Source organism: Sphingomonas sp. Root241 (genome assembly GCF_001428865.1).
Lineage (GTDB): Bacteria > Pseudomonadota > Alphaproteobacteria > Sphingomonadales > Sphingomonadaceae > Sphingomonas.
Map to the genome: position 1 here is coordinate 962,843 of NZ_LMIV01000001.1, position 17,582 is coordinate 980,424.

Consider the following 17,582-nt stretch of genomic DNA (forward strand, 5'->3'; position numbering starts at 1 on the left):
TCCCAACCGTCACCCGGACTTGTTCCGGGGCCCACCGCGCCAGCCATGCCGGCGGAGAAGTTTGGGAAAGCCTGAGTCGCCTGCATTCCACGGAAATGTGGACCCCGGACCAAGTCCGGGGTGACAGTGGAATTTGGTTACAGATTCGCGCCTGCCTCCTGAGATCCCGGCTTTCGCCGGGATGACGGGAAACACGCGGTGCCCGCTGCGCCGCGGCGCCGAACCTTACCGCAGCGCGAGGTAAAGGTTATACACGCTGGTCAGCGTCAGCACGATCCCGACCATCAGCATCAGCGTCTTGGGCTCAACCCGCTTCGCCAGCCGCGCGCCCAGCGGCGCCGCGATCACGCCGCCGATCAGCAGTCCGACCGTCGCGACGGTGAAGGCTTCGAGCCCGAGCTGGGTGATGAAGGTCGCCGAGATGGTGGCGGTGACGAAGAATTCGGCGGTGTTGACCGTGCCGATCGTCATGCGCGGGCTCGACCCCTGGACGAGCAGGTTCGAGGTGACCACCGGGCCCCAGCCGCCGCCGCCCGCAGCATCGAGAAAGCCGCCGACGAGGCCGAGCGGCTCGACGATCTTGGGGCTGCGCTCATGCGGCGGATAATGTTGCGCGCGCCAGAGCAGATACAGGCCGATCGCCGTCAGATAGGCGAGAATGAAGGGCTTGGCGGTCGCGGCATGGATGTTGGAGAGCACATAGGCCCCCAGCGCGCCGCCGATCACGCCGGGTACCGCGATGCGCAGGAACAGCTTCCAGTTCACGTTCTTGTGGACTGCGTGGCTGATCCCGGAGACTGCGGTAGTGAAGGTCTCGACGGTGTGGACGCCCGCCGACGCCATCGCCGGCGGCACGCCGAGGCTCAGCAGCAGCGTGTTCGAGATCACGCCGAACGCCATGCCCAGCGCGCCATCGACCATCTGCGCGGCGAAGCCGACGGCGATGAAGGGGAGGAGTGCCGTCAGGTCTATTCCGAAGATCATCCGTGCCCTTTGCAAACCGTTGGACGCGCAGGAATGCCGTGCCCGCCGAATTCCCACAAGATACATCGTGTTTAGATGGGACAAGCCCTGCGGGGGGCTGTTCTGGAAATCCGGCGCGCGGTGCACTAAATTGGCGCGGCAAAGGGGAACCGGCCATGTTCCGTCGCTTGAAGGCCTATCTCGATTCGATTCATGCGCGCGATCCCGCGCCGCGCAGCCGTGCCGAAATCCTGCTCTATCCGGGCGTGTGGGCGGTCTTCTATCACCGCATCGCGCATCGCCTGTACAAGGGCCGCTGGTTCTTCCTCGCCCGCGCAGTCAATCACTGGTCGCGCTGGATGACGGCGATCGACATCCATCCGGGCGCGACGATCGGCCGTAATTTCTTCATCGATCATGGCTTCGTGGTGATCGGTGAGACCGCCGAGATCGGCGACGACGTCACCATCTATCAATGCGTCACTTTGGGCGGCACCAGCCCCGATAACGGCGTCGCGGGCAAGCGCCACCCGACGATCCTGAACGGCGTGATCATCGGTTCGGGCGCGCAGGTGCTGGGGCCGGTCACCGTCGGCGAGCGCTCGCGGATCGGCGCCAACGCAGTGGTGACCAGGGACGTCCCCGAAGGTGCGGTGATGGTGGGCATCCCCGCCAAGTCCACCCTGGTCGAGGCGGCAACGTGGCAGAAGGATTTCGTGCCCTATGGCACGCCGTGCAGCGAGCTGTTCGATCCCGCCACCCAGAAGCTCGAGATCATGCGCTGCGAGCTCGAGACGCTCCGCAAGCGGCTCGACGCGATGATCGAGGACGGCGGTAAACCCACCGCCAGGGAGCGCCGCGACCGCGCCTGATGGGTATCGTCACGCCTCTGCCGATCGGCCGACCGTCGCAGGTCGGTTTCGAGCGCCTCGAACTGACGCGCATCCTCGATCTCTACGGCCGGATGGTCGCCGCGGGGCACTGGAAGGACTATGCTATCCAGTTCGACCACGACGCCGCCGTCTTCGCCGCCTTCCGCCGCGCCGCCGAACGCCCCGAATACCGGATCGAGAAGCGCCCGGCGTTGCGCAACCGCCAGGGCATGTGGGCCTTGGTCCACGAAGCCGGCATGGTGCTCAAGCGCGGCCACGAACTCGGCCCGGTGCTCGCGCCGGTCGAGCGGCGGCTGATGAAGCTGGTGGGGGAGTAAAGCCGCCAGAGCAGATATTCCCCCGAGGCGCGTTTTTCCCGACCCGCGCTACGCGCTCATGCTGGAAAGCAATTCGTCGAGCTGATCCAGCTGCTCCGGCAATCCGGCCGCGGATCCCTGCAGTGCCTCCTCGAGCGCCTCCCTCGACGGATAGGCTTCGTGGAAGTTCACCAGCGTCTTGCCGCCCTGGTCCTCGAAGGTCACGGTCGTGACCGCGCCCTCTTCACCCTCGTCATTGGTCCAGACGATGCGTTCGTTCGGCACCACCTCGAGATACTTGCCGTAAAAGGCCATGGTGTCCGAGCCGCCGGCGCTGAATTCCAGCCGATATTTGCCACCGGTCCGGACGTCCATATCGCAAGCCACGAGCGAAACGCCGGATAAGGATTTCGGCATCCACCAGCGCTGGAAAAGCTCGGGCTGGCTCCAGGCTTTGTAAACCACGCTCGGCGGTGCGTCGAAAGTCCGCGTTACGACGAGTTCGCGATCCCCTCTGCGCTCGACGGACGTGCGGTTCTGCGCACCACCTGCACTATCAACTTGCTGATCCATCGCTTCTCTCCTGTTTCATTTCGCTGATGATTTCGTCCAATGCTTCGAAGCGGGCCTCGAAGAGCTTGCGATGCGCCTCGATCCACGCGGCCTCCGCCTCGAGACCGCGTTTCCCGAGTGTGCAAGTTCTCACCCGTCCGACCTTCTGCGTGATGACGAGCCCCGCGCGCTCGAGAACCTGGACGTGTTTCTTGATGCCGGTCAGCGTCATCTGGAACGTGTCCGCGAGACTGGTGATCGATGCGCTCCCTCGCCCGAGCTGGTCGATGATCCCGCGGCGAGTCGCATCGGACAGCGCCGCGAACGAGAGATCGAGGGGAGGGCTTGAATACTGAACCATATGGTTCAGTGTCTAACCTGCTCGCGGAGGAAGCGCAAGCGTTCTGGACTTCCCCCTGCAATAGATCGGTCATTTGAGGTCATACGCCCGCAGCGGCGGCAGCGAAAATCGTCTGCTGCTAGTCAGAAACGGACCTTGGAGCCGCTGATGAATGAATGTCCGCTTTCAGCGCCTGCTCTTCGAAGCAGAACTGGCAATGTAGGATTTGTTCTGCTTTCGTTCGGCCATGCGCAGCTTGCAGCAGCACCTTGGCGTCACGCCCTCGCAATGCGGTTGTCGGTTGACATGTAAATGCGCAAACGAGTCAAGCGCGCGCCGGTTGACACGCTGTGTCGAAGGGCAAAATCCGCGGAAATCCGTGCCTTTTCAGCCCAACCAAAAGGTTGGTAGCCTAGTCCGTGCCAACCGTTCGGTTGGCTGGCGGGCGGGCCGCTCCAAGCGGGAATCAGCCCCTCCCGCATATCCCGACACAGCATGCGCCACACAGCAAAAGGGCCCGGGAAACTCCCGAGCCCTTTCACAACGGCAAGCTCTCGTATCAGGCGAGGGCGAGTTGCTGCGTCGGCGGCAGCCGGCCCTCCAGATCCTTGCCGAGCAGGCCCACCACATGGCGGCGCATCGGCTGCCAGAAGGCGGAGAGGGTGAGCAGCGCCGATCCGATCACCAACGCGGTCAGTGCCGCCGCCAGCTCGACTGCGCCGCTCTGCTCGAACAATGCGAACATCGCCCACAGCACATAGACGAGGCTGGAGACGAGCAGCGCGCGCCGGTCGACGGCCAGCGCCACTGCGGCGAAGACCACGTAGAGCGCGAGCACCACGCCGGCCATCGGGGCGCCAATGTCGCCGTCGAACACGCCGAGCATGTGGAACACCGGGTGCGCGATCAGCGGGGCAGCCGCCAGATGGAGCCAGAAGGCGACGTCCGAGCGGCGCGTCCGGCGCTCGCGATCCGACATGTCCCAGCGCATCGCGAAGACGAAGACGAGCACGCCGGCGATCAGCAGCATCAGGTTGAGCGAGTCCTGCGAAGCGGGAACGAACGCAGTGATCGCCCCGACGGCCACCGCGACCAGCGCTATCGCACCCACCGCGACGGTGATCGGCACCATGAAGCGCCGCCAGTGCAGCCAGGTCGCGCCGGCGGTAAGGATTCCGGTGACGATCCCCATCACGCCCGCCAGCTGGCGCTGCTGCAGTTCGGTGGTGAGGCCGAATTGCTCCGAAAGCCACGGCGCATTGGCCACCCAGATCGCGCCGAAGCCGGCGAAGATGCCGCCCGCGAAACCGAGCAGCAGCAGGATGCTGGGGAGCGCCATGCGGCGCTGCCTGGTGAAATATTCGGCGAGCAGCCAGCTGGTGATCGCCACGGCGAACCCGCCGAACGCGACGGCGACGCCCACCTGCCGCGGCCCCTCGGTCGTATCGAGATCCATGATCTTCGCGCCGATGTAGAAGCCGATCCAGCCCACCGCGACGAGGATCAGCATCGCCGCGATGCCGACGAAGATGTCGTTGAAGCCGGTCAGCAGCCGGAAACTCTCTTCGTCGACGGTCGGCGTCGATCGGCTAGCCGCTACGTGGTTTCTGAGGGCCGCCGCGGCATCCTGCGAGATCGCTCCCGCCTCCACCGCGCCTGCCAGGTCGCTTTCGCTGTACATGGGCAATCCTCCTGTTGTGAGGATCGCTGTAGCATAAGTGTATTAGTGAAACAATACGGTGGGACGCTACTGCAGCCGGGACATGATCGACATGGTCTGCTCGGCGCCCGAATTGGGGACGATCTCGCCCTTGCGGTCGATGATCTCGGCCCATTGCGCGGCGACGCTCTCGGGAGTCGGTTCGGTCAGCTTGGCCCCGGGGGTCAGGGTGACATAAGCGGCTTGCACCACGCCCGCGCCGGCGCCGATGATCATGTTGGTCGGCGCATCCTCGGATACGAGGAACAGTGCCGCCGGCGCGACATTTTCCGGCGCGAACGCCTTAAACGCCGCTTCGGGGAAGATGTCCTCGGTCATGCGCGTGCCGGCGACCGGCGCGATGGTGTTGACCTTGATCCCGTATTTGGCGCCTTCGAGGTGGAGCGTCTTGGCCAGCCCCGCCAGGCCCAATTTGGCCGCGCCGTAATTCGCCTGGCCGAAATTGCCGAACAGCCCGGTCGAGGATGCGGTCATCAGGATGCGGCCGTAATTCTGCTCGCGCATCGTGTCCCACACGGCCTTGGTGCAGTTCGCCGATCCGTTGAGGTGGACGTCGACGACGAAGCGAAAATCCTCGGGCTCCATCTTGGCGAAGCTCTTGTCGCGCAGCACGCCGGCATTGTTGATCAATATGTCGACTCGGCCCCAGCGCGCCTTGGCCGCTTCGACCATCGCGACCATCTGGTCATATTCGGTCACGCTGCCGCCGTTGGAGAATGCCTCGCCGCCCGCAGCGGTGATTTCCTCGACCACGTTGAGCGCGGCATCCGAATGGCCGGTGCCGTCGCGCGCGCCGCCCAGATCGTTGACGACGACCTTCGCGCCGCGTCGCGCAAGCTCGAGCGCATAAGCGCGGCCAAGGCCACCGCCCGCGCCCGTCACGATGGCGACGCGATTGTCGAAACCTATGGTCATGGAAGCGCTCCTGAAATCTATGGAGCGCTTCCTATGACGCCGTCACCGCGGGCGCAAACCCGCGTTTCCGCTCAGCGGCCGCCGCGCTGGCGGCACTGGTCCTTCACGGTCTTCGAGCAGGGCGGATATTCCTGCTGCGCCGCGGGCGGAGGGCCCGCCGTCATCGGCGCGGGAGCCGGTGCCGCGGTCGGAGCCGGGGCGGCCGACGCATCGGGCGTCGTCGGAGGCGCCGCGGTGGTCGTATCGGTCGGCGGCGTGGTGCCGGTCGCGTCGGGCGGGGTGGCGGTGTCGGCCGTCGTGCCCGAGCCGGTGGTGCCGGGCGTGGTCGACTGCGGATCCGGGGTGGTCGTATCAGGCGCCGTGGTCTGCGCCGGCGTCTGCTGGGAGGCAGGCACGTCCTGTGCCGCCGAAGTGCCGCTGATGATCAGCGCGGCGGCCATGATCGTCCATTTCATTCGCACGTCCTCTTCTCGCTACGGAGCCCCCGTTGCGGAAGAGAAACGTATATCCGGCGCAGAATGTTGCGCGTCTGGCACGCTTCACCTTGCCAAAGCCGGCGTTCGTCGCTCAGCCGCCCCGTTGCTTGCAGCCGTCGAACTGGCCGCGCTTGCAGAACGGAAGGTTTTCGCGCGGCGGCGGCGGTGGAAAGGCCTCGCTGGGGGTCTGGGGATTGGGCACGAACACGACTTGCTGGCCGGGGGCGGGCGGGCCGTTCGGCCAGGGACTTGCGGGCGCCAGCCCACCCAGCCGCGCCGGGGTATCGGCCGGCGGATTGGTCTGGGCAGGTACATCCTGCGGGAGTGCACCGCTCATCGCGAGTGCGGCCAAAACGATCAGAGTCATCACGGGTCTCCGAACAGTTTCTCGAGCGCAGTCGACTGCGCTTTTCGAGAACGCGAGACCTGCGGGATGGCTCCGGATTTAGTTGCCGGTGTCCAGCGCATAGCCCGCCGAGCGGACGGTGCGGATGATGTCGGGGCGATCGCCATGGTTGATCGCTTTCCGGAGCCGCCGGATATGGACGTCGACGGTGCGCGATTCGATGTCGCTGTCATGGCCCCACACCGCATCGAGCAGCCGCTCGCGCGAGAACACCCAGCCGGGATGCTCGAGGAAATGCTTGAGCAGGCGGAACTCGGTCGGCCCGAGCGAGATCACGTCACCGCCGCGGCGAACCTTGTGCCCCACCGTGTCCATTTCGATGTCCGCGTAGCTCAACGCCTCACCCGCCAGCGCCGGCCGCACGCGGCGCAGCACCGCGCCGACCCGGGCGACCAGCTCGCGAGGGGAAAACGGCTTGGTGACATAATCGTCCGCACCGGTCTCGAGCCCGCGCACCCGATCCTCTTCCTCGCCGCGCGCGGTGAGCATGATGATCGGGATATTGGCGGTCTCGGGCATGCGGCGCAGGCGGCGGCACACTTCGATCCCCGAAAGCCCCTCGACCATCCAGTCGAGCAGCACGATGTCGGGCGTCGCTTCCTTGGCGAGCAGCAGGGCTTCCTCGCCGTCGGGGGTGTGCTTGACCTCGTAATCCTCGCGCTTGAAGTGCCACGTCACCAGTTCGGCGATCGCGGCATCGTCTTCGACGAGGAGCATTTTCACTCGGGCCATCTGCGCGTCCTTAACCAGCAGCCGCTTCGTCGGCCAGATAGCGGCCGGTGGCGGCGAAATATACCATCTCGGCGACGTTGGTCGCGTGATCGCCGATCCGCTCGATATTCTTGGCGACGAACAGCAGGTGCGCAACCTGGCTCACCGTGCGCGGATTCTCGACCATGAACGTCACCAGGGTGCGGAAGATGGAGTCATAGAAATCGTCGAGCGCCGTATCCCGCACGCAGATCTCCGCGGCGGCCGCGGCATCGCGCGACGCAAAGGCGTCGAGCACGTCGTGCACCATGTCGCTCGCCATCCGTGCCATCGCCGGCAGCAGCGACAGCGCCTCGATCCGTTCCTCACCCTCGGTGTGGATAAGCGGCACGCGCTTGGCGACGTTCTTGGCATAATCGCCGATACGCTCGACCACCGCGGCGATTTTCAATGCGGCGATGACTTCGCGAAGGTCGTCGGCCATCGGCGCACGCAGCGCGATGACGCGGACGACGAGCTTCTCCACCTCGGCCTCGATCGCGTCGATCGCCTTGTCCTTCTTGCGGACCTTGTCGGCAAGCGCGGTATCGCCGCGCTGGAGCGCCTTCATCGCGTCGTCGATCGCCTGTTCGGCAAGCCCGCCCATCTGGCTGATCAGCGCGCGGAGCTGCTTGATGTCCTGGTCGAACGCCTTGACGGTATGTTCCTGACCCGTCGCCATTTAGCCGTACCTTCCGGTGATATAGTCCTTGGTGCGCTCTTCGCGCGGCGTCGTGAAGATCTGGTCGGTCTCGCCATATTCCACCAAGGTGCCGAGGTGGAAGAAGGCAGTCCGCTGGCTGACCCGCGCCGCCTGCTGCATATTATGGGTGACGATCGCGATGGCATAGCGCCCGCGGAGCTCGTGGATCAGCTCCTCGATCTTGGCGGTGGCGATCGGATCGAGCGCCGAGGCGGGCTCGTCCATCAGGATCACCTCCGGATCGACGGCGATCGCGCGGGCGATGCAAAGCCGCTGCTGCTGGCCGCCCGAAAGCGCCGTGCCGCTGTCCTGCAGCCGGTCCTTCACTTCCTCCCACAGACCCGCGCGCTTCAGCGAGCGCTCGACGATCGCCTCGAGCTCGCTTTTGGACGCCGCCAGCCCATGGATGCGCGGGCCATAGGCCACGTTCTCGAAGATCGATTTGGGGAAAGGGTTCGGCTTCTGGAACACCATGCCGACCCGCGCGCGGAGCTGCACCACGTCCATCGCCGACGAGTAGATATTCTCGCCATCGAGCATGATGTCGCCGGTGACGCGCGCACTGGCGATCGTGTCGTTCATCCGGTTGAGCGTGCGCAGGAAAGTCGATTTGCCGCAGCCCGACGGACCGATGAAGGCAGTGACCTTGTCCATGTCGATGTCGATCGACACGTCCTTCACGGCCTGCTTGTCGCCGTAGAAGACGTTCACGCCGCGGGCGGACATTTTGGAAGGAACGTCGGTCATCACCAGCGGGTCTCGAATTTGTTGCGAAGGTATATGGCCAGCCCGTTCATGGCGAGCAGGAACACCAGCAGCACGATGATCGCGGCGCTGGTCTTCTCGACGAAGCCGCGGCTGACTTCGTCGGACCACAGGAAGATCTGCACCGGCAGCACCGTGGCGGGATCGGTGAAGCCGCCCGGCGGGGTGACGATGAAGGCGCGCATGCCGATCAGCAGGAGCGGGGCGGTCTCGCCGAGCGCGCGCGCCATGCCGATGATCGTGCCGGTCAGGATGCCGGGCATCGCCAGCGGCAGCACATGGTGGAACACCACCTGGATCGGGCTGGCGCCGATGCCCAATGCGGCGTCGCGGATCGAGGGCGGCACGGCCTTGATGGCGTTGCGGCTGGCGATGACGATCACGGGCATGATCATCAGCGCGAGCGTCAGTCCGCCAACCAGGGCTGCCGAGCGGGGGAGGAGGGGGCCGAACTGATAGCCGAACAGGCTCCAGCTGCCGAGGAACACCGCGAGCCCGAGCAAGCCGAAGATGATCGACGGGACCGCCGCGAGATTGTTGATCGAAACCTCGATCAGGTCGGTCCAACGGTTCTTCGGCGCATATTCCTCGAGATAGATCGCCGAAAGCACGCCGACCGGGAAGGCGATCAGGAAAGTCACCGCCATCGTCAACAGCGAACCCTTGAGCGCCCCCCAGATGCCGACTGCGACCGGATCGGTCGAATCGGATTCGTGCAGGAAATCCATATTGAAGTGCCGCGACAGCGCGCCCGCTCGCTCGAGCTTCGCCACCGTCGCCTTCGCTTCGGCGTTACCGTCGCCGCGCATCGCCTGGTCGATCCCGGTCGAGGCGGGCACGTCGATGCTGACCTTGCGGTCGAGGATCGACGGATCGGCCTTGATCGCATCGCGCACCCTCAGCCAGGCGTTCTCCGAGATGAAATCTTCGCCGCCCGCGCCGAATGCCGTCGCCGCTGCGCCTTTGACGGTATTCTCGAGCCCCGCGCCGGCCAGCGCGAGATCGGCGGCGGGTGTCCTCAGCTGGCCGCGTTCGACCAGCATTCCCGAGGCGGGGAAGTCGATCGTCAGCGCCACGTCGGTGCGCGTGAAGCCGCGCCAGCCATTGGCAACCATCGTGATCAGCAGGAAAGCGAGGAACGCCGCCGACAGTGTCACCGCCGCCAGCCCGAAGAAGCGAAAGCGTCGCTCGCGGGCATAGCGCCGGCGGATGCGCTGCTGCATCGCCGCCGCGTTCCAGTCGGTCGGAGTGCGCTCCGGGGCGGGGATGCTATTCATAGGCCTCCCGATATTTCTTCACGACGCGCAGCGCGACGATGTTGAGCAGCAGCGTGATCACGAACAGGGTCAGGCCCAGCGCGAACGCCGCCAGCGTCTTCGGGCTGTCGAACTCGGATTCGCCGGTCAGCAGGTCGACGATCTGCTTGGTGACGGTGGTCGCGCTTTCGAAAGGGTTGAGCGTGATGTTGGCGGCACCCGAGGCGGCCATCACCACGATCATCGTCTCGCCGATCGCCCTGGAGACCGCGAGCAGCACGCCGGCAACCACACCGGGCAGTGCGGCCGGGATCAACACCTTGGAGATCGTCTCGCTGGTCGTCGCGCCCATCGCCAGGCTGCCGTCGCGCATCGCGGTCGGCACCGCCGCGATCGAATCGTCGGCCATCGACGAGACGAACGGAATGATCATCACCCCCATCACGAGGCCGGCGGCGAGGGCGCTTTCGGAGGAGGCGTAGGTGTAGCCGAACGACACCGCGAGATCGCGCACGGCGGGGGCAACAGTGAGTGCGGCGAAGTAGCCATAGACCACGGTGGGCACACCCGCGAGCATCTCCAGCGTCGGCTTCATCCATTTGCGCACCGTCGGCGCGGCATATTGGGTGAGGTAGATCGCGCTCATCAGCCCGAACGGGATCGCGACGACCATCGCGATCACCGCGCCGATGAAGAAGGTCCCCCAGAACAACGGCACCGCGCCGAGCGACTTGCCCGGGTCTGCGGCGTCGATCACCTGCGGGCTCCAGTGCCTCCCCAACAGGAAGTCGGTGATCGGCACCTGCTGGAAGAAGCGCAGTGATTCCCACAGCAGCGACAGGAAGATGCCCAGGGTCGTCAGGATCGCGATCAGCGAGGCGACCAGCAACAGCACCATCACGCCGCGTTCGACTTGGCTGCGCGCCTTGAAGCTTGCACGGACGCGGGTGAGCGCGAAGGCGGCGCCGGCAAAGGCGAGCAGGATCGCGACCCCGGTGCCCATCCAGCCATAGCGCGATTGCGCCGCGCGCGTCGGCGCCGCGAGCTGTTCGGCAACGGGGTCGAAGGCCCTGGCGCCATCGTCGCGCGCCACCCGCTTGGCCTCTGCGAGCAGCGCATCCCGCTCGAACTCGAACTGCGGAAGCTGCGCCGCGGCCGGGTGCGTGAGCACCGCTTCCTTGACCAGCCCGGGGCTGACGGCGCTCCACACCGCGACGAACAGCAAGGCGGGCAGCATCGTCCACATCGCGACATACATGCCGTGCTGGCCGGGCAGCGAATGGAGCCGCTTGGCGCCGCCGCGATCGAAGCGATTGGCGCGCGCACGCGCCGTCAGCCAGCCGATCAGGCCGAGCCCGGCGACGAGGAAAAGGAGGGTGAAGGCGTTCACGACGTCATCTCAGTGCAGCTTGGCCGGATCGAGCGCGGTGCGCTGCGCCACGATCTGCGCCGAATGTGTCCGCAGCGCATCGGGCGCGGCGATCAGTCCGCGCTGGGTGAGCTTGCCCTTGGGGTTCCACATCGTCGTGTAGAGCGTCAGGAAGTCGGCAAGCCCCGGCACCGCGCGCAAATGGCGCTTCTTCACATAGAGGAACAGCGGGCGCGCGCCCGGGTACGTTCCGTCGGCGATACTCGCATAGCTCGGCGCCACCCCTTCGATCGGCACGCCGTGCAGCCGGTCGATATTTTCCTCGAGGTACGAATAGCCGAACACGCCGAGCGCGTTGGGATTGGCGGCAAGGCCCTGGACGATCAGATTGTCGTTCTCGCCCTTGTCGATATACGGCCCGTCGTCGCGGATGCGCTTGCAGCGGCTGTCATAGGGCGCGGTGTCCTTGGCCGCCTTGAGTGCCTTGGCTTGCGGGTCCGCGGCGGCGCAGCCGGGCTCCATCACCAGCTCGACCAGCGCGTCGCGGGTGCCGCTCGTCGCCGGTGGCCCCATCACCTGGATCGGGATCGCGGGGAGCGACGGATTGACGTCGCGCCACAGCCGCGCGGTGTTGGGTTTGCCAGAAGGATTGGCGGCGAGCGCCAGATAGACATCCTTCTTGCTCAGCGCGAGCCGCGGTCCGTTGTTCGCCTCGGCCAGCGCGACGCCGTCGACGCCGATCTGGACTTCCATAATCTCGCCGACGCCGTTGGTCTGGCACAATTCGTATTCGGATTTCTTGATGCGGCGGCTGGCATTGGCGATGTCCGGATATTCCCAGCCCACACCCTCGCAGAAGCGCTTGAGGCCCGCGCCCGTGCCGATCGATTCGACCACCGGTGCCCTGCGTCCGCCGCCCTGGTTGACGAAGGTCTCGGCGACTGCGGTGGTGAAGGGATAGACAGTCGACGAGCCCACGACGCGGATCTCGCGCGTCGTGTTGCCGTCGCAGCCGGCCAGCGTGAGCGCCGCCGCTGCAATCAGGGCCAACCTGCCGAAAATGTGCGAACTCCCCGCTTCACCCGAGTCGTGCGCCGCGGCACGCAAGCCGCGTGTCTTGCAAGTCGGTTACGTCTTTATGACACTCGCAGTACCGGAAGCAGGATGCTGACGGTCGTGCCCTTGCCCACGGTGCTGGCGATATCGAGCCGGCCGCGATGCCGCTCCACGATATGCTTGACGATTGCGAGGCCCAAGCCGGTGCCGCCCAGCGAACGGCTCCGTCCGGAATCGACACGATAAAAGCGTTCGGTCAGCCGGGGCAGATGCTGCGGCGGGATGCCTTCGCCTTCGTCCGCAACGGTCAGGCGCACCATCGCCTCGCCTTCGGGCTGGAGCGTCACGGTGACCGGCGTCGCGTCGCGGCCGTATTTCATCGCGTTGCCGATGACGTTGTGAAGTAGCTGGCTGAGCTGGGTCGGGTCGCCCGCCACCGGCGCGACGTCGCCGATCTGGGTGACGAGATCGGCGGCGCGCGGGCTTCCCGAAAGTTCGATGATCACTTGCTGGGTCAGGTCGGCAAGATCGACTGCCTTGTCGGGCGCGCGATATTTCTCGGCCTCGATCCGGCTGAGCGAGATCAGATCCTCGATCAGCCGCTGCATCCGCTGCGCCTCACCGAACACGATCTTGAGGAAGCGGCCGCGCGTCTGGGGATCGTCGCCGGCGTCCTCGCGCAGCGTCTCGACATAGCCGAGCAGCGAGGCGAGCGGCGTGCGCAGCTCGTGACTTGCGTTGGCGACGAAGTCGACCCGCATCCTTTCGGCGGCATAACTGCCGGTACGGTCCATGAGATGCACCACGCGGCGTCCATCCCCCAGCGCATGCACCCGCATCTCCCAACGCTGGTCACGCGTGCCCAACCCAACGAGGTGGATCGGCGCCGCCTGCGCGTCCTCGTCGGAATGCATCAGTCGTTCGGCGGCGGCCGGGTGGCGGATCGCGACGCGGACGTCCTCGCCCAGCACATGATGCCCCAGCAGCTCGCGCGCGCCCTGATTGGCCGCCTCGACGCGGCTGCCCGCGATCACCAGCAACGGTTCGGCAATCGCCTCGATCACATCGGCAATGGCGGGCTCCTTCCCCGGCTCGAGCGTGGCGCGTTCGGGCACGGAAGGCGCCTCGCCACCGCTCGCCGCGATCAGCACCGAGGCGACGGCGCAGACCAACACGACCAGGCTCGCCTGGACGTCGCCGTTCAACAACAGGTTCACCCCCGCGGCGATGACCGCGACGACGAGCGCCAGTGCTGTTCGGACCCCGAGAAAGGAAGGCATATGTCCCTTTCTAGGCCTGGATTTACGATTGCGAAAGCGGCGCGGGGGCATGACAAGGCATCATGACCGACGAAACCACCGGACCCGTTGCTTCGCGCCGCCGCGCATTGATGCTTGGCGCCGCCGGCGCTTCGGCCATCGTCTCGATCCGGCCGGCGCTCGCGCAGACCAGCGCGTCGGTGATGAATTGCGAGATCCCGGTCCCCGATCCGGCGCGTGCCGGCAGCTATATCGCCGCGGACGGCACGCTGGTGCCCGCGGGCACGCCCGGGGCCTATCCGCCGCCGGGAACCGCGTTCAAGGCCGAGGACGTCAAGCGCGCACTCTCGGGCGGCACGCTGCCCGGCACCGATTACGAGCGCAGCCGCGCCTACACCAACTATATCCGCCGCCTGCAATCGGGCACCAGCGGCTTCACTTGCTTCGCATCGCTGCAGATGCCGCGCGGCTGAGGCCGTGCCCGTGCCGCTGTTTTGCTCCCTATCGTCATCCCCGCGAAAGCGATCGTTAATTCCCCAACATCGGTCGTCACCCCCGCGAAAGCGGGGGCCCATCTCGTGCCGAAGATCGGCGATCCCACGGCTGTTGTATGCGGGACGACTGCAGGAGATGGGTCCCCGCTTTCGCGGGGATGACGGGAAGGAGGGGGCATGACCCTCTACCGCGCCGCGGCTCCAGATACGCTGCGCATCGTCCCGCTGGACGCGCTGACTTTGGTCTATCACCGCGCCTCGGGCATCACGCATATCGTCGACACGCCCGTTCCCGAGATCCTCGAGACGCTTGCCGTCGAACCGCTTTCGGCGCCTGACCTGCTTGCCCGGTTGGCGAAAACCTTCGATCTGGTCGACGCCGATCCGCTGGCGCTCGCGGTGCGTCTCGACGAACTCGCCGCCGTCGGCCTGGTGGAGCGGTTGTGCGCCATCTGACGCAGCTCCGCATCGGTCCGGTAGGCTTTCGCGTCGGCAGCGACTGGCGCGTGCCGGTCGCAGTGCTCGACGACCTCTATCGCGACTATCCCGCGCCCGAGGACAGCATCCCCGACTTCAACGTCCATCTCTACGCCGCGCGGCCGTGGCGCCGTTTCCTGCGACCCTCGGTCCATATCGGCGGCGACTTCGTCATCCCGGATGCCGCGCCGCTGCCGCTCGCGCAGGGGCTGCTCGCCGCGGAGATGGGGATGAACCTGCAGATGGCGCTCGGCCAGTGCCGCTATCTGCTGCTCCACGCCTCCGCGGTCGAGCGCGACGGCAGGGCGCTGCTTATGACCGGCATGTCCGGCGCCGGCAAATCCACGCTCGCCGCTTTGCTGATGGCCCAAGGCTGGCGGCTGATGGGCGACGAGTTTGCGCTGCTCGACCCTGCGACCGGACTGATCCACGGCTTCCCGCGACTGATCAGCCTCAAGAACGAAGCGATCGGCGTGATGGAGCGCGCGCTGCCCGGCGGGCGCTTCGGGCCGGTGCTCGAAGGCACGCCCAAGGGCACGATCCGCCATCTCGTGCCCGATGCCCGGGCGATCGCGGCGATGGCAGAACCCGCCGAGCCCCGCCTGATCCTGTTCCCGAGCTACGGCTTCGCCGCCGCCGAACGCGACGTGCTGCCGAGCGAGACCTTCGTCCGCCTCACCCAAGCCTCGACCAATTATGTCGCGCTCGCCGAACGCGGGTTCGACGCGCTGACCCGGCTGGTGCGCAATGTCCCGGCCCGCGCGCTCGATTATTCCGATACGGCTACGGCGCTGGTGCAGGTCGAACGGTTGTGGAAGGCGGCGGCATGACCGACGGCCGCATTCTCGCCGACGCGCTGCGCGATCCTGCGACGACCGCAGGGCTCGGCGCCGACGGCTGGACCGCATTGCTCGCCATCGCCCGCGCCGAGCAGCTCACCGGCACACTTGCCCACCGGCTGGAAGGCCTGCCGATGCCGCCCGCCGCTGCGCGCATCCTCGAGGATGCGCGCAGCTCGGCCGCGCAGGGTCGAACCGCCGCGCTGTGGGAAGCCGAAATGGCGCGCCGCGCGCTCGCGTCCACGCGAATGCCGGTGATCCTGCTCAAGGGCACCGCTTATGCCGCGGCGGGTCTGGCCGCGGGCACCGGCCGCTCGATCGGCGATCTCGACATCCTCGTGCCCCGTGCGCGGCTCGACGAGGCCGAGGCCCTGTTGCTTATGGCGGGCTGGGAATGGGTGAAGCCCGATCCCTATGACGATGCGTATTATCGCCGCTGGATGCACGAGCTGCCGCCGCTGATCCATCGCGAGCGCGATCGGATGATCGACGTCCATCACACGATCCTGCCGCTCACTGCGCGCATCACGCCCGATGCCGACGCGCTGATCGCCGACAGTGTCGCGCTGGAGAACGGCTTGCGCATCCTGAGCCCTCCGGACATGCTCTGCCACGCCGCCGCGCATCTCTTCGCCGATGGCGACCTCGCCGGCGGCATGCGCAATTTGTGGGACGTGCATTGCCTGATCGAGGAATTCGGCATCACCGGGGTGGAGGCAAAAGCCGCACGCCACGGGCTTGGGCCGGCGGTCGCCCGTGCAGCGCGCCTTGCGAACACTCTCTACGGGACCGGGATATCCGAGAGCTGGCGCGTGCGGGACGGCGCCGATCCGCTCTATCTGCGCCGTCTGCTCGCCCGCGATGCATGGGGCCGGCCTGTGCGCAGGCTCACGCGGCTTGCATTCTACCTCCGGAGCCACGCGATCCGGATGCCGCCGCATATGCTGGCAAAGCATTTATTCATTAAATGGTGCAAATCCCGGCCAGGTTAATTAAATCATTATTGACCTAGTGAGCGTGGGCAGAAGTAATAAGTACTGACGGAGCAGCGTTATATTGATTGCGAACGCCGTTTGCTTATGAGGGACTATGTTGTTCGTAGGGCAAAGTGACGAGGCAATCGCGATAACCCGGCAAGTTAGCGAATTGTTAACCTTTGTTATGCGAAGGTTAATCGCCACCGGGACAAACGGGGCAAGACGATCAGGGGGCGCGGAAACGATGTAGTTCAGGGCAGTGAGGCAGTTGTGATCGACGAACCCGCGCAGGCTTTCGAGAACGCCGACGCCAAGACCATTGTCGCGGCGCTCTGGTCGAACTGGCCGATCGTCGCGACGCTCCGTCCCGCCGATGTCGGCATGGATGCCTCTCCCGATCGACTCATTGATTTCATCAAGGTGTTCCAAGATCTCGGCGACGCCGGCCTGATCACTTTCGAAGCCTTCATCGTCGGGCCGGGCGGGCCGCAGATGATCGATGCGGCGCTCACTGCCCGTGGCCGGGCGTTGCTCGGGCCGGACATGAATGCCGCACTGGCTGTCCGTCAGTTGGCGAGCTGAGGCTGGCGGATCAGGTCCGTCACGATATCCGCCACCGTCCGCAATATCTTGAGGTCATGGCCGTCGAACTGGCGCTGGCCGCGCTGGATCGCGACGATCCGCCCCAGCGGCGCGCCGTCCACATCCTGTAACGGCACGCAGGCATAGGATTGGAAGCCGAGCGCGCCGGCTTCGATCGGATCGGCGAGCTGCCACAATAGTGCCTCGGAGGATTCCGGCAGACCACCGGCCATCAGCACGCCGGCGGTTTCGAGCCGTTCGGGAGCGCCGATCGTGCGCTGCCGGGTCGCGTAACGGCGCAGGTCGATGATGGCGCCGTCCGCGACGAGTGTCAGCTGAACCAGCTCCGCCAGCCTCGCGGATGCGATCCGCGCGGCGGGGCGGGGGTCGGCAATAGCCTCTCGTGGAGAGGCATAATCTGACCTCTTCAAATTCATCCCCCCGAAACGACCCACGCTTCTTCCCCTATTTGTATGCTCAACATCTTGTACGAA

The 17,582-nt window shown here is 66.0% G+C and carries 22 protein-coding genes; 7 read left to right on the top strand and 15 right to left on the bottom strand.

The genetic code is table 11. From position 1 onward, the window contains the following. Positions 1-225: 225 nt before the first annotated feature. Entirely contained in the window at positions 226-984 is a 759-nt protein-coding gene (locus ASE13_RS04615; RefSeq protein WP_056612061.1) for a sulfite exporter TauE/SafE family protein, read from the bottom strand. 155 nt (positions 985-1,139) lie between these two features. Between ASE13_RS04615 and epsC the strand changes: the two genes are divergently transcribed. Both epsC and ASE13_RS04625 read left to right on the top strand, forming a co-directional pair. Continuing rightward, positions 1,140-1,835: a serine O-acetyltransferase EpsC gene (gene epsC, locus ASE13_RS04620; RefSeq protein ID WP_056612064.1), complete on the top strand. Its 696-nt coding sequence runs from the start codon at positions 1,140-1,142 to the stop codon at positions 1,833-1,835. Beyond that, a complete protein-coding gene (locus ASE13_RS04625) occupies positions 1,835-2,173 on the top strand; it encodes a DUF2794 domain-containing protein (RefSeq protein ID WP_056612067.1) in 339 nt (112 codons plus the stop codon). The genes epsC and ASE13_RS04625 overlap by 1 nt, the downstream gene beginning before the upstream one ends. Before the next feature lie 48 nt (positions 2,174-2,221). Here ASE13_RS04625 and ASE13_RS04630 read toward each other — a convergent pair whose 3' ends face one another. From ASE13_RS04630 to ASE13_RS04690, 13 genes are all read right to left on the bottom strand, one after another. Continuing rightward, the gene (locus ASE13_RS04630; RefSeq protein ID WP_056612070.1) at positions 2,222-2,725 is read right to left on the bottom strand and encodes an SRPBCC family protein; all 504 of its coding nucleotides are present in this window, start codon (positions 2,723-2,725) and stop codon (positions 2,222-2,224) included. Then, positions 2,709-3,065 carry an ArsR/SmtB family transcription factor gene (locus tag ASE13_RS04635; RefSeq protein WP_056612073.1) on the bottom strand — a complete coding sequence of 119 codons (357 nt, stop codon included), beginning with the start codon at positions 3,063-3,065 and terminating at the stop codon, positions 2,709-2,711. Before ASE13_RS04635 ends, ASE13_RS04630 begins: the two co-directional genes overlap by 17 nt. 538 nt (positions 3,066-3,603) lie before the next feature. After that, positions 3,604-4,725, bottom strand: coding sequence for a hypothetical protein (locus ASE13_RS04640; protein ID WP_056612077.1), 1,122 nt, complete (start codon positions 4,723-4,725; stop codon positions 3,604-3,606). 66 nt (positions 4,726-4,791) lie between these two features. Further along, complete coding sequence (locus ASE13_RS04645) at positions 4,792-5,679, bottom strand: SDR family NAD(P)-dependent oxidoreductase (RefSeq protein WP_056612080.1); 888 nt, start codon at positions 5,677-5,679, stop codon at positions 4,792-4,794. A 71-nt stretch (positions 5,680-5,750) separates the two neighbouring features. Beyond that, a complete protein-coding gene (locus ASE13_RS04650) occupies positions 5,751-6,134 on the bottom strand; it encodes a hypothetical protein (RefSeq protein ID WP_056612083.1) in 384 nt (127 codons plus the stop codon). Positions 6,135-6,246: 112 nt separating this feature from the next. Further along, on the bottom strand, positions 6,247-6,522 hold the full coding sequence (locus tag ASE13_RS04655; RefSeq protein ID WP_056612086.1) for a hypothetical protein: 276 nt from the start codon (positions 6,520-6,522) through the stop codon (positions 6,247-6,249). Between the two features lie 78 nt (positions 6,523-6,600). Continuing rightward, positions 6,601-7,293, bottom strand: a complete 693-nt coding sequence (phoB, locus tag ASE13_RS04660) for a phosphate regulon transcriptional regulator PhoB (RefSeq protein ID WP_029936401.1) — start codon at positions 7,291-7,293, stop codon at positions 6,601-6,603. A gap of 10 nt (positions 7,294-7,303) precedes the next feature. Next, positions 7,304-7,993, bottom strand: a complete 690-nt coding sequence (phoU, locus tag ASE13_RS04665; RefSeq protein WP_056612089.1) for a phosphate signaling complex protein PhoU — start codon at positions 7,991-7,993, stop codon at positions 7,304-7,306. Further along, positions 7,994-8,761 carry a phosphate ABC transporter ATP-binding protein PstB gene (gene pstB / locus ASE13_RS04670; protein WP_056612092.1) on the bottom strand — a complete coding sequence of 256 codons (768 nt, stop codon included), beginning with the start codon at positions 8,759-8,761 and terminating at the stop codon, positions 7,994-7,996. It abuts the gene before it with no gap. Beyond that, positions 8,761-10,056, bottom strand: coding sequence for a phosphate ABC transporter permease PstA (pstA, locus tag ASE13_RS04675; RefSeq protein WP_056612095.1), 1,296 nt, complete (start codon positions 10,054-10,056; stop codon positions 8,761-8,763). Before pstA ends, pstB begins: the two co-directional genes overlap by 1 nt. Continuing rightward, the gene (gene pstC / locus ASE13_RS04680) at positions 10,049-11,425 is read right to left on the bottom strand and encodes a phosphate ABC transporter permease subunit PstC (protein WP_056612098.1); all 1,377 of its coding nucleotides are present in this window, start codon (positions 11,423-11,425) and stop codon (positions 10,049-10,051) included. The genes pstA and pstC overlap by 8 nt, the downstream gene beginning before the upstream one ends. A 9-nt stretch (positions 11,426-11,434) precedes the next feature. Next, positions 11,435-12,454, bottom strand: a complete 1,020-nt coding sequence (locus ASE13_RS04685; RefSeq protein WP_414885302.1) for a substrate-binding domain-containing protein — start codon at positions 12,452-12,454, stop codon at positions 11,435-11,437. 86 nt (positions 12,455-12,540) lie between these two features. After that, entirely contained in the window at positions 12,541-13,740 is a 1,200-nt protein-coding gene (locus ASE13_RS04690; protein ID WP_056612100.1) for an ATP-binding protein, read from the bottom strand. Positions 13,741-13,802: 62 nt separating this feature from the next. Between ASE13_RS04690 and ASE13_RS04695 the strand changes: the two genes are divergently transcribed. The 5 genes from ASE13_RS04695 to ASE13_RS04715 all read left to right on the top strand — a co-directional run bounded on the left by ASE13_RS04695 (position 13,803) and on the right by ASE13_RS04715 (position 17,088). After that, the gene (locus ASE13_RS04695; protein ID WP_056612102.1) at positions 13,803-14,192 is read left to right on the top strand and encodes a hypothetical protein; all 390 of its coding nucleotides are present in this window, start codon (positions 13,803-13,805) and stop codon (positions 14,190-14,192) included. A 198-nt stretch (positions 14,193-14,390) separates the two neighbouring features. Next, a complete protein-coding gene (locus ASE13_RS04700; RefSeq protein ID WP_056612105.1) occupies positions 14,391-14,669 on the top strand; it encodes an HPr-rel-A system PqqD family peptide chaperone in 279 nt (92 codons plus the stop codon). Beyond that, the gene (locus ASE13_RS04705; protein ID WP_056612107.1) at positions 14,657-15,520 is read left to right on the top strand and encodes an HprK-related kinase A; all 864 of its coding nucleotides are present in this window, start codon (positions 14,657-14,659) and stop codon (positions 15,518-15,520) included. The genes ASE13_RS04700 and ASE13_RS04705 overlap by 13 nt, the downstream gene beginning before the upstream one ends. After that, positions 15,517-16,521: a nucleotidyltransferase family protein gene (locus tag ASE13_RS04710; RefSeq protein ID WP_056614697.1), complete on the top strand. Its 1,005-nt coding sequence runs from the start codon at positions 15,517-15,519 to the stop codon at positions 16,519-16,521. Before ASE13_RS04705 ends, ASE13_RS04710 begins: the two co-directional genes overlap by 4 nt. Before the next feature lie 255 nt (positions 16,522-16,776). Next, on the top strand, positions 16,777-17,088 hold the full coding sequence (locus ASE13_RS04715) for a hypothetical protein (protein WP_056612110.1): 312 nt from the start codon (positions 16,777-16,779) through the stop codon (positions 17,086-17,088). On the opposite strand, the gene ASE13_RS04720 is transcribed toward ASE13_RS04715, so the two are convergent. Beyond that, positions 17,073-17,519, bottom strand: coding sequence for a GAF domain-containing protein (locus tag ASE13_RS04720; RefSeq protein ID WP_162254667.1), 447 nt, complete (start codon positions 17,517-17,519; stop codon positions 17,073-17,075). The genes ASE13_RS04715 and ASE13_RS04720 overlap by 16 nt on opposite strands. Between the last annotated feature and the right edge of the window lie 63 nt (positions 17,520-17,582).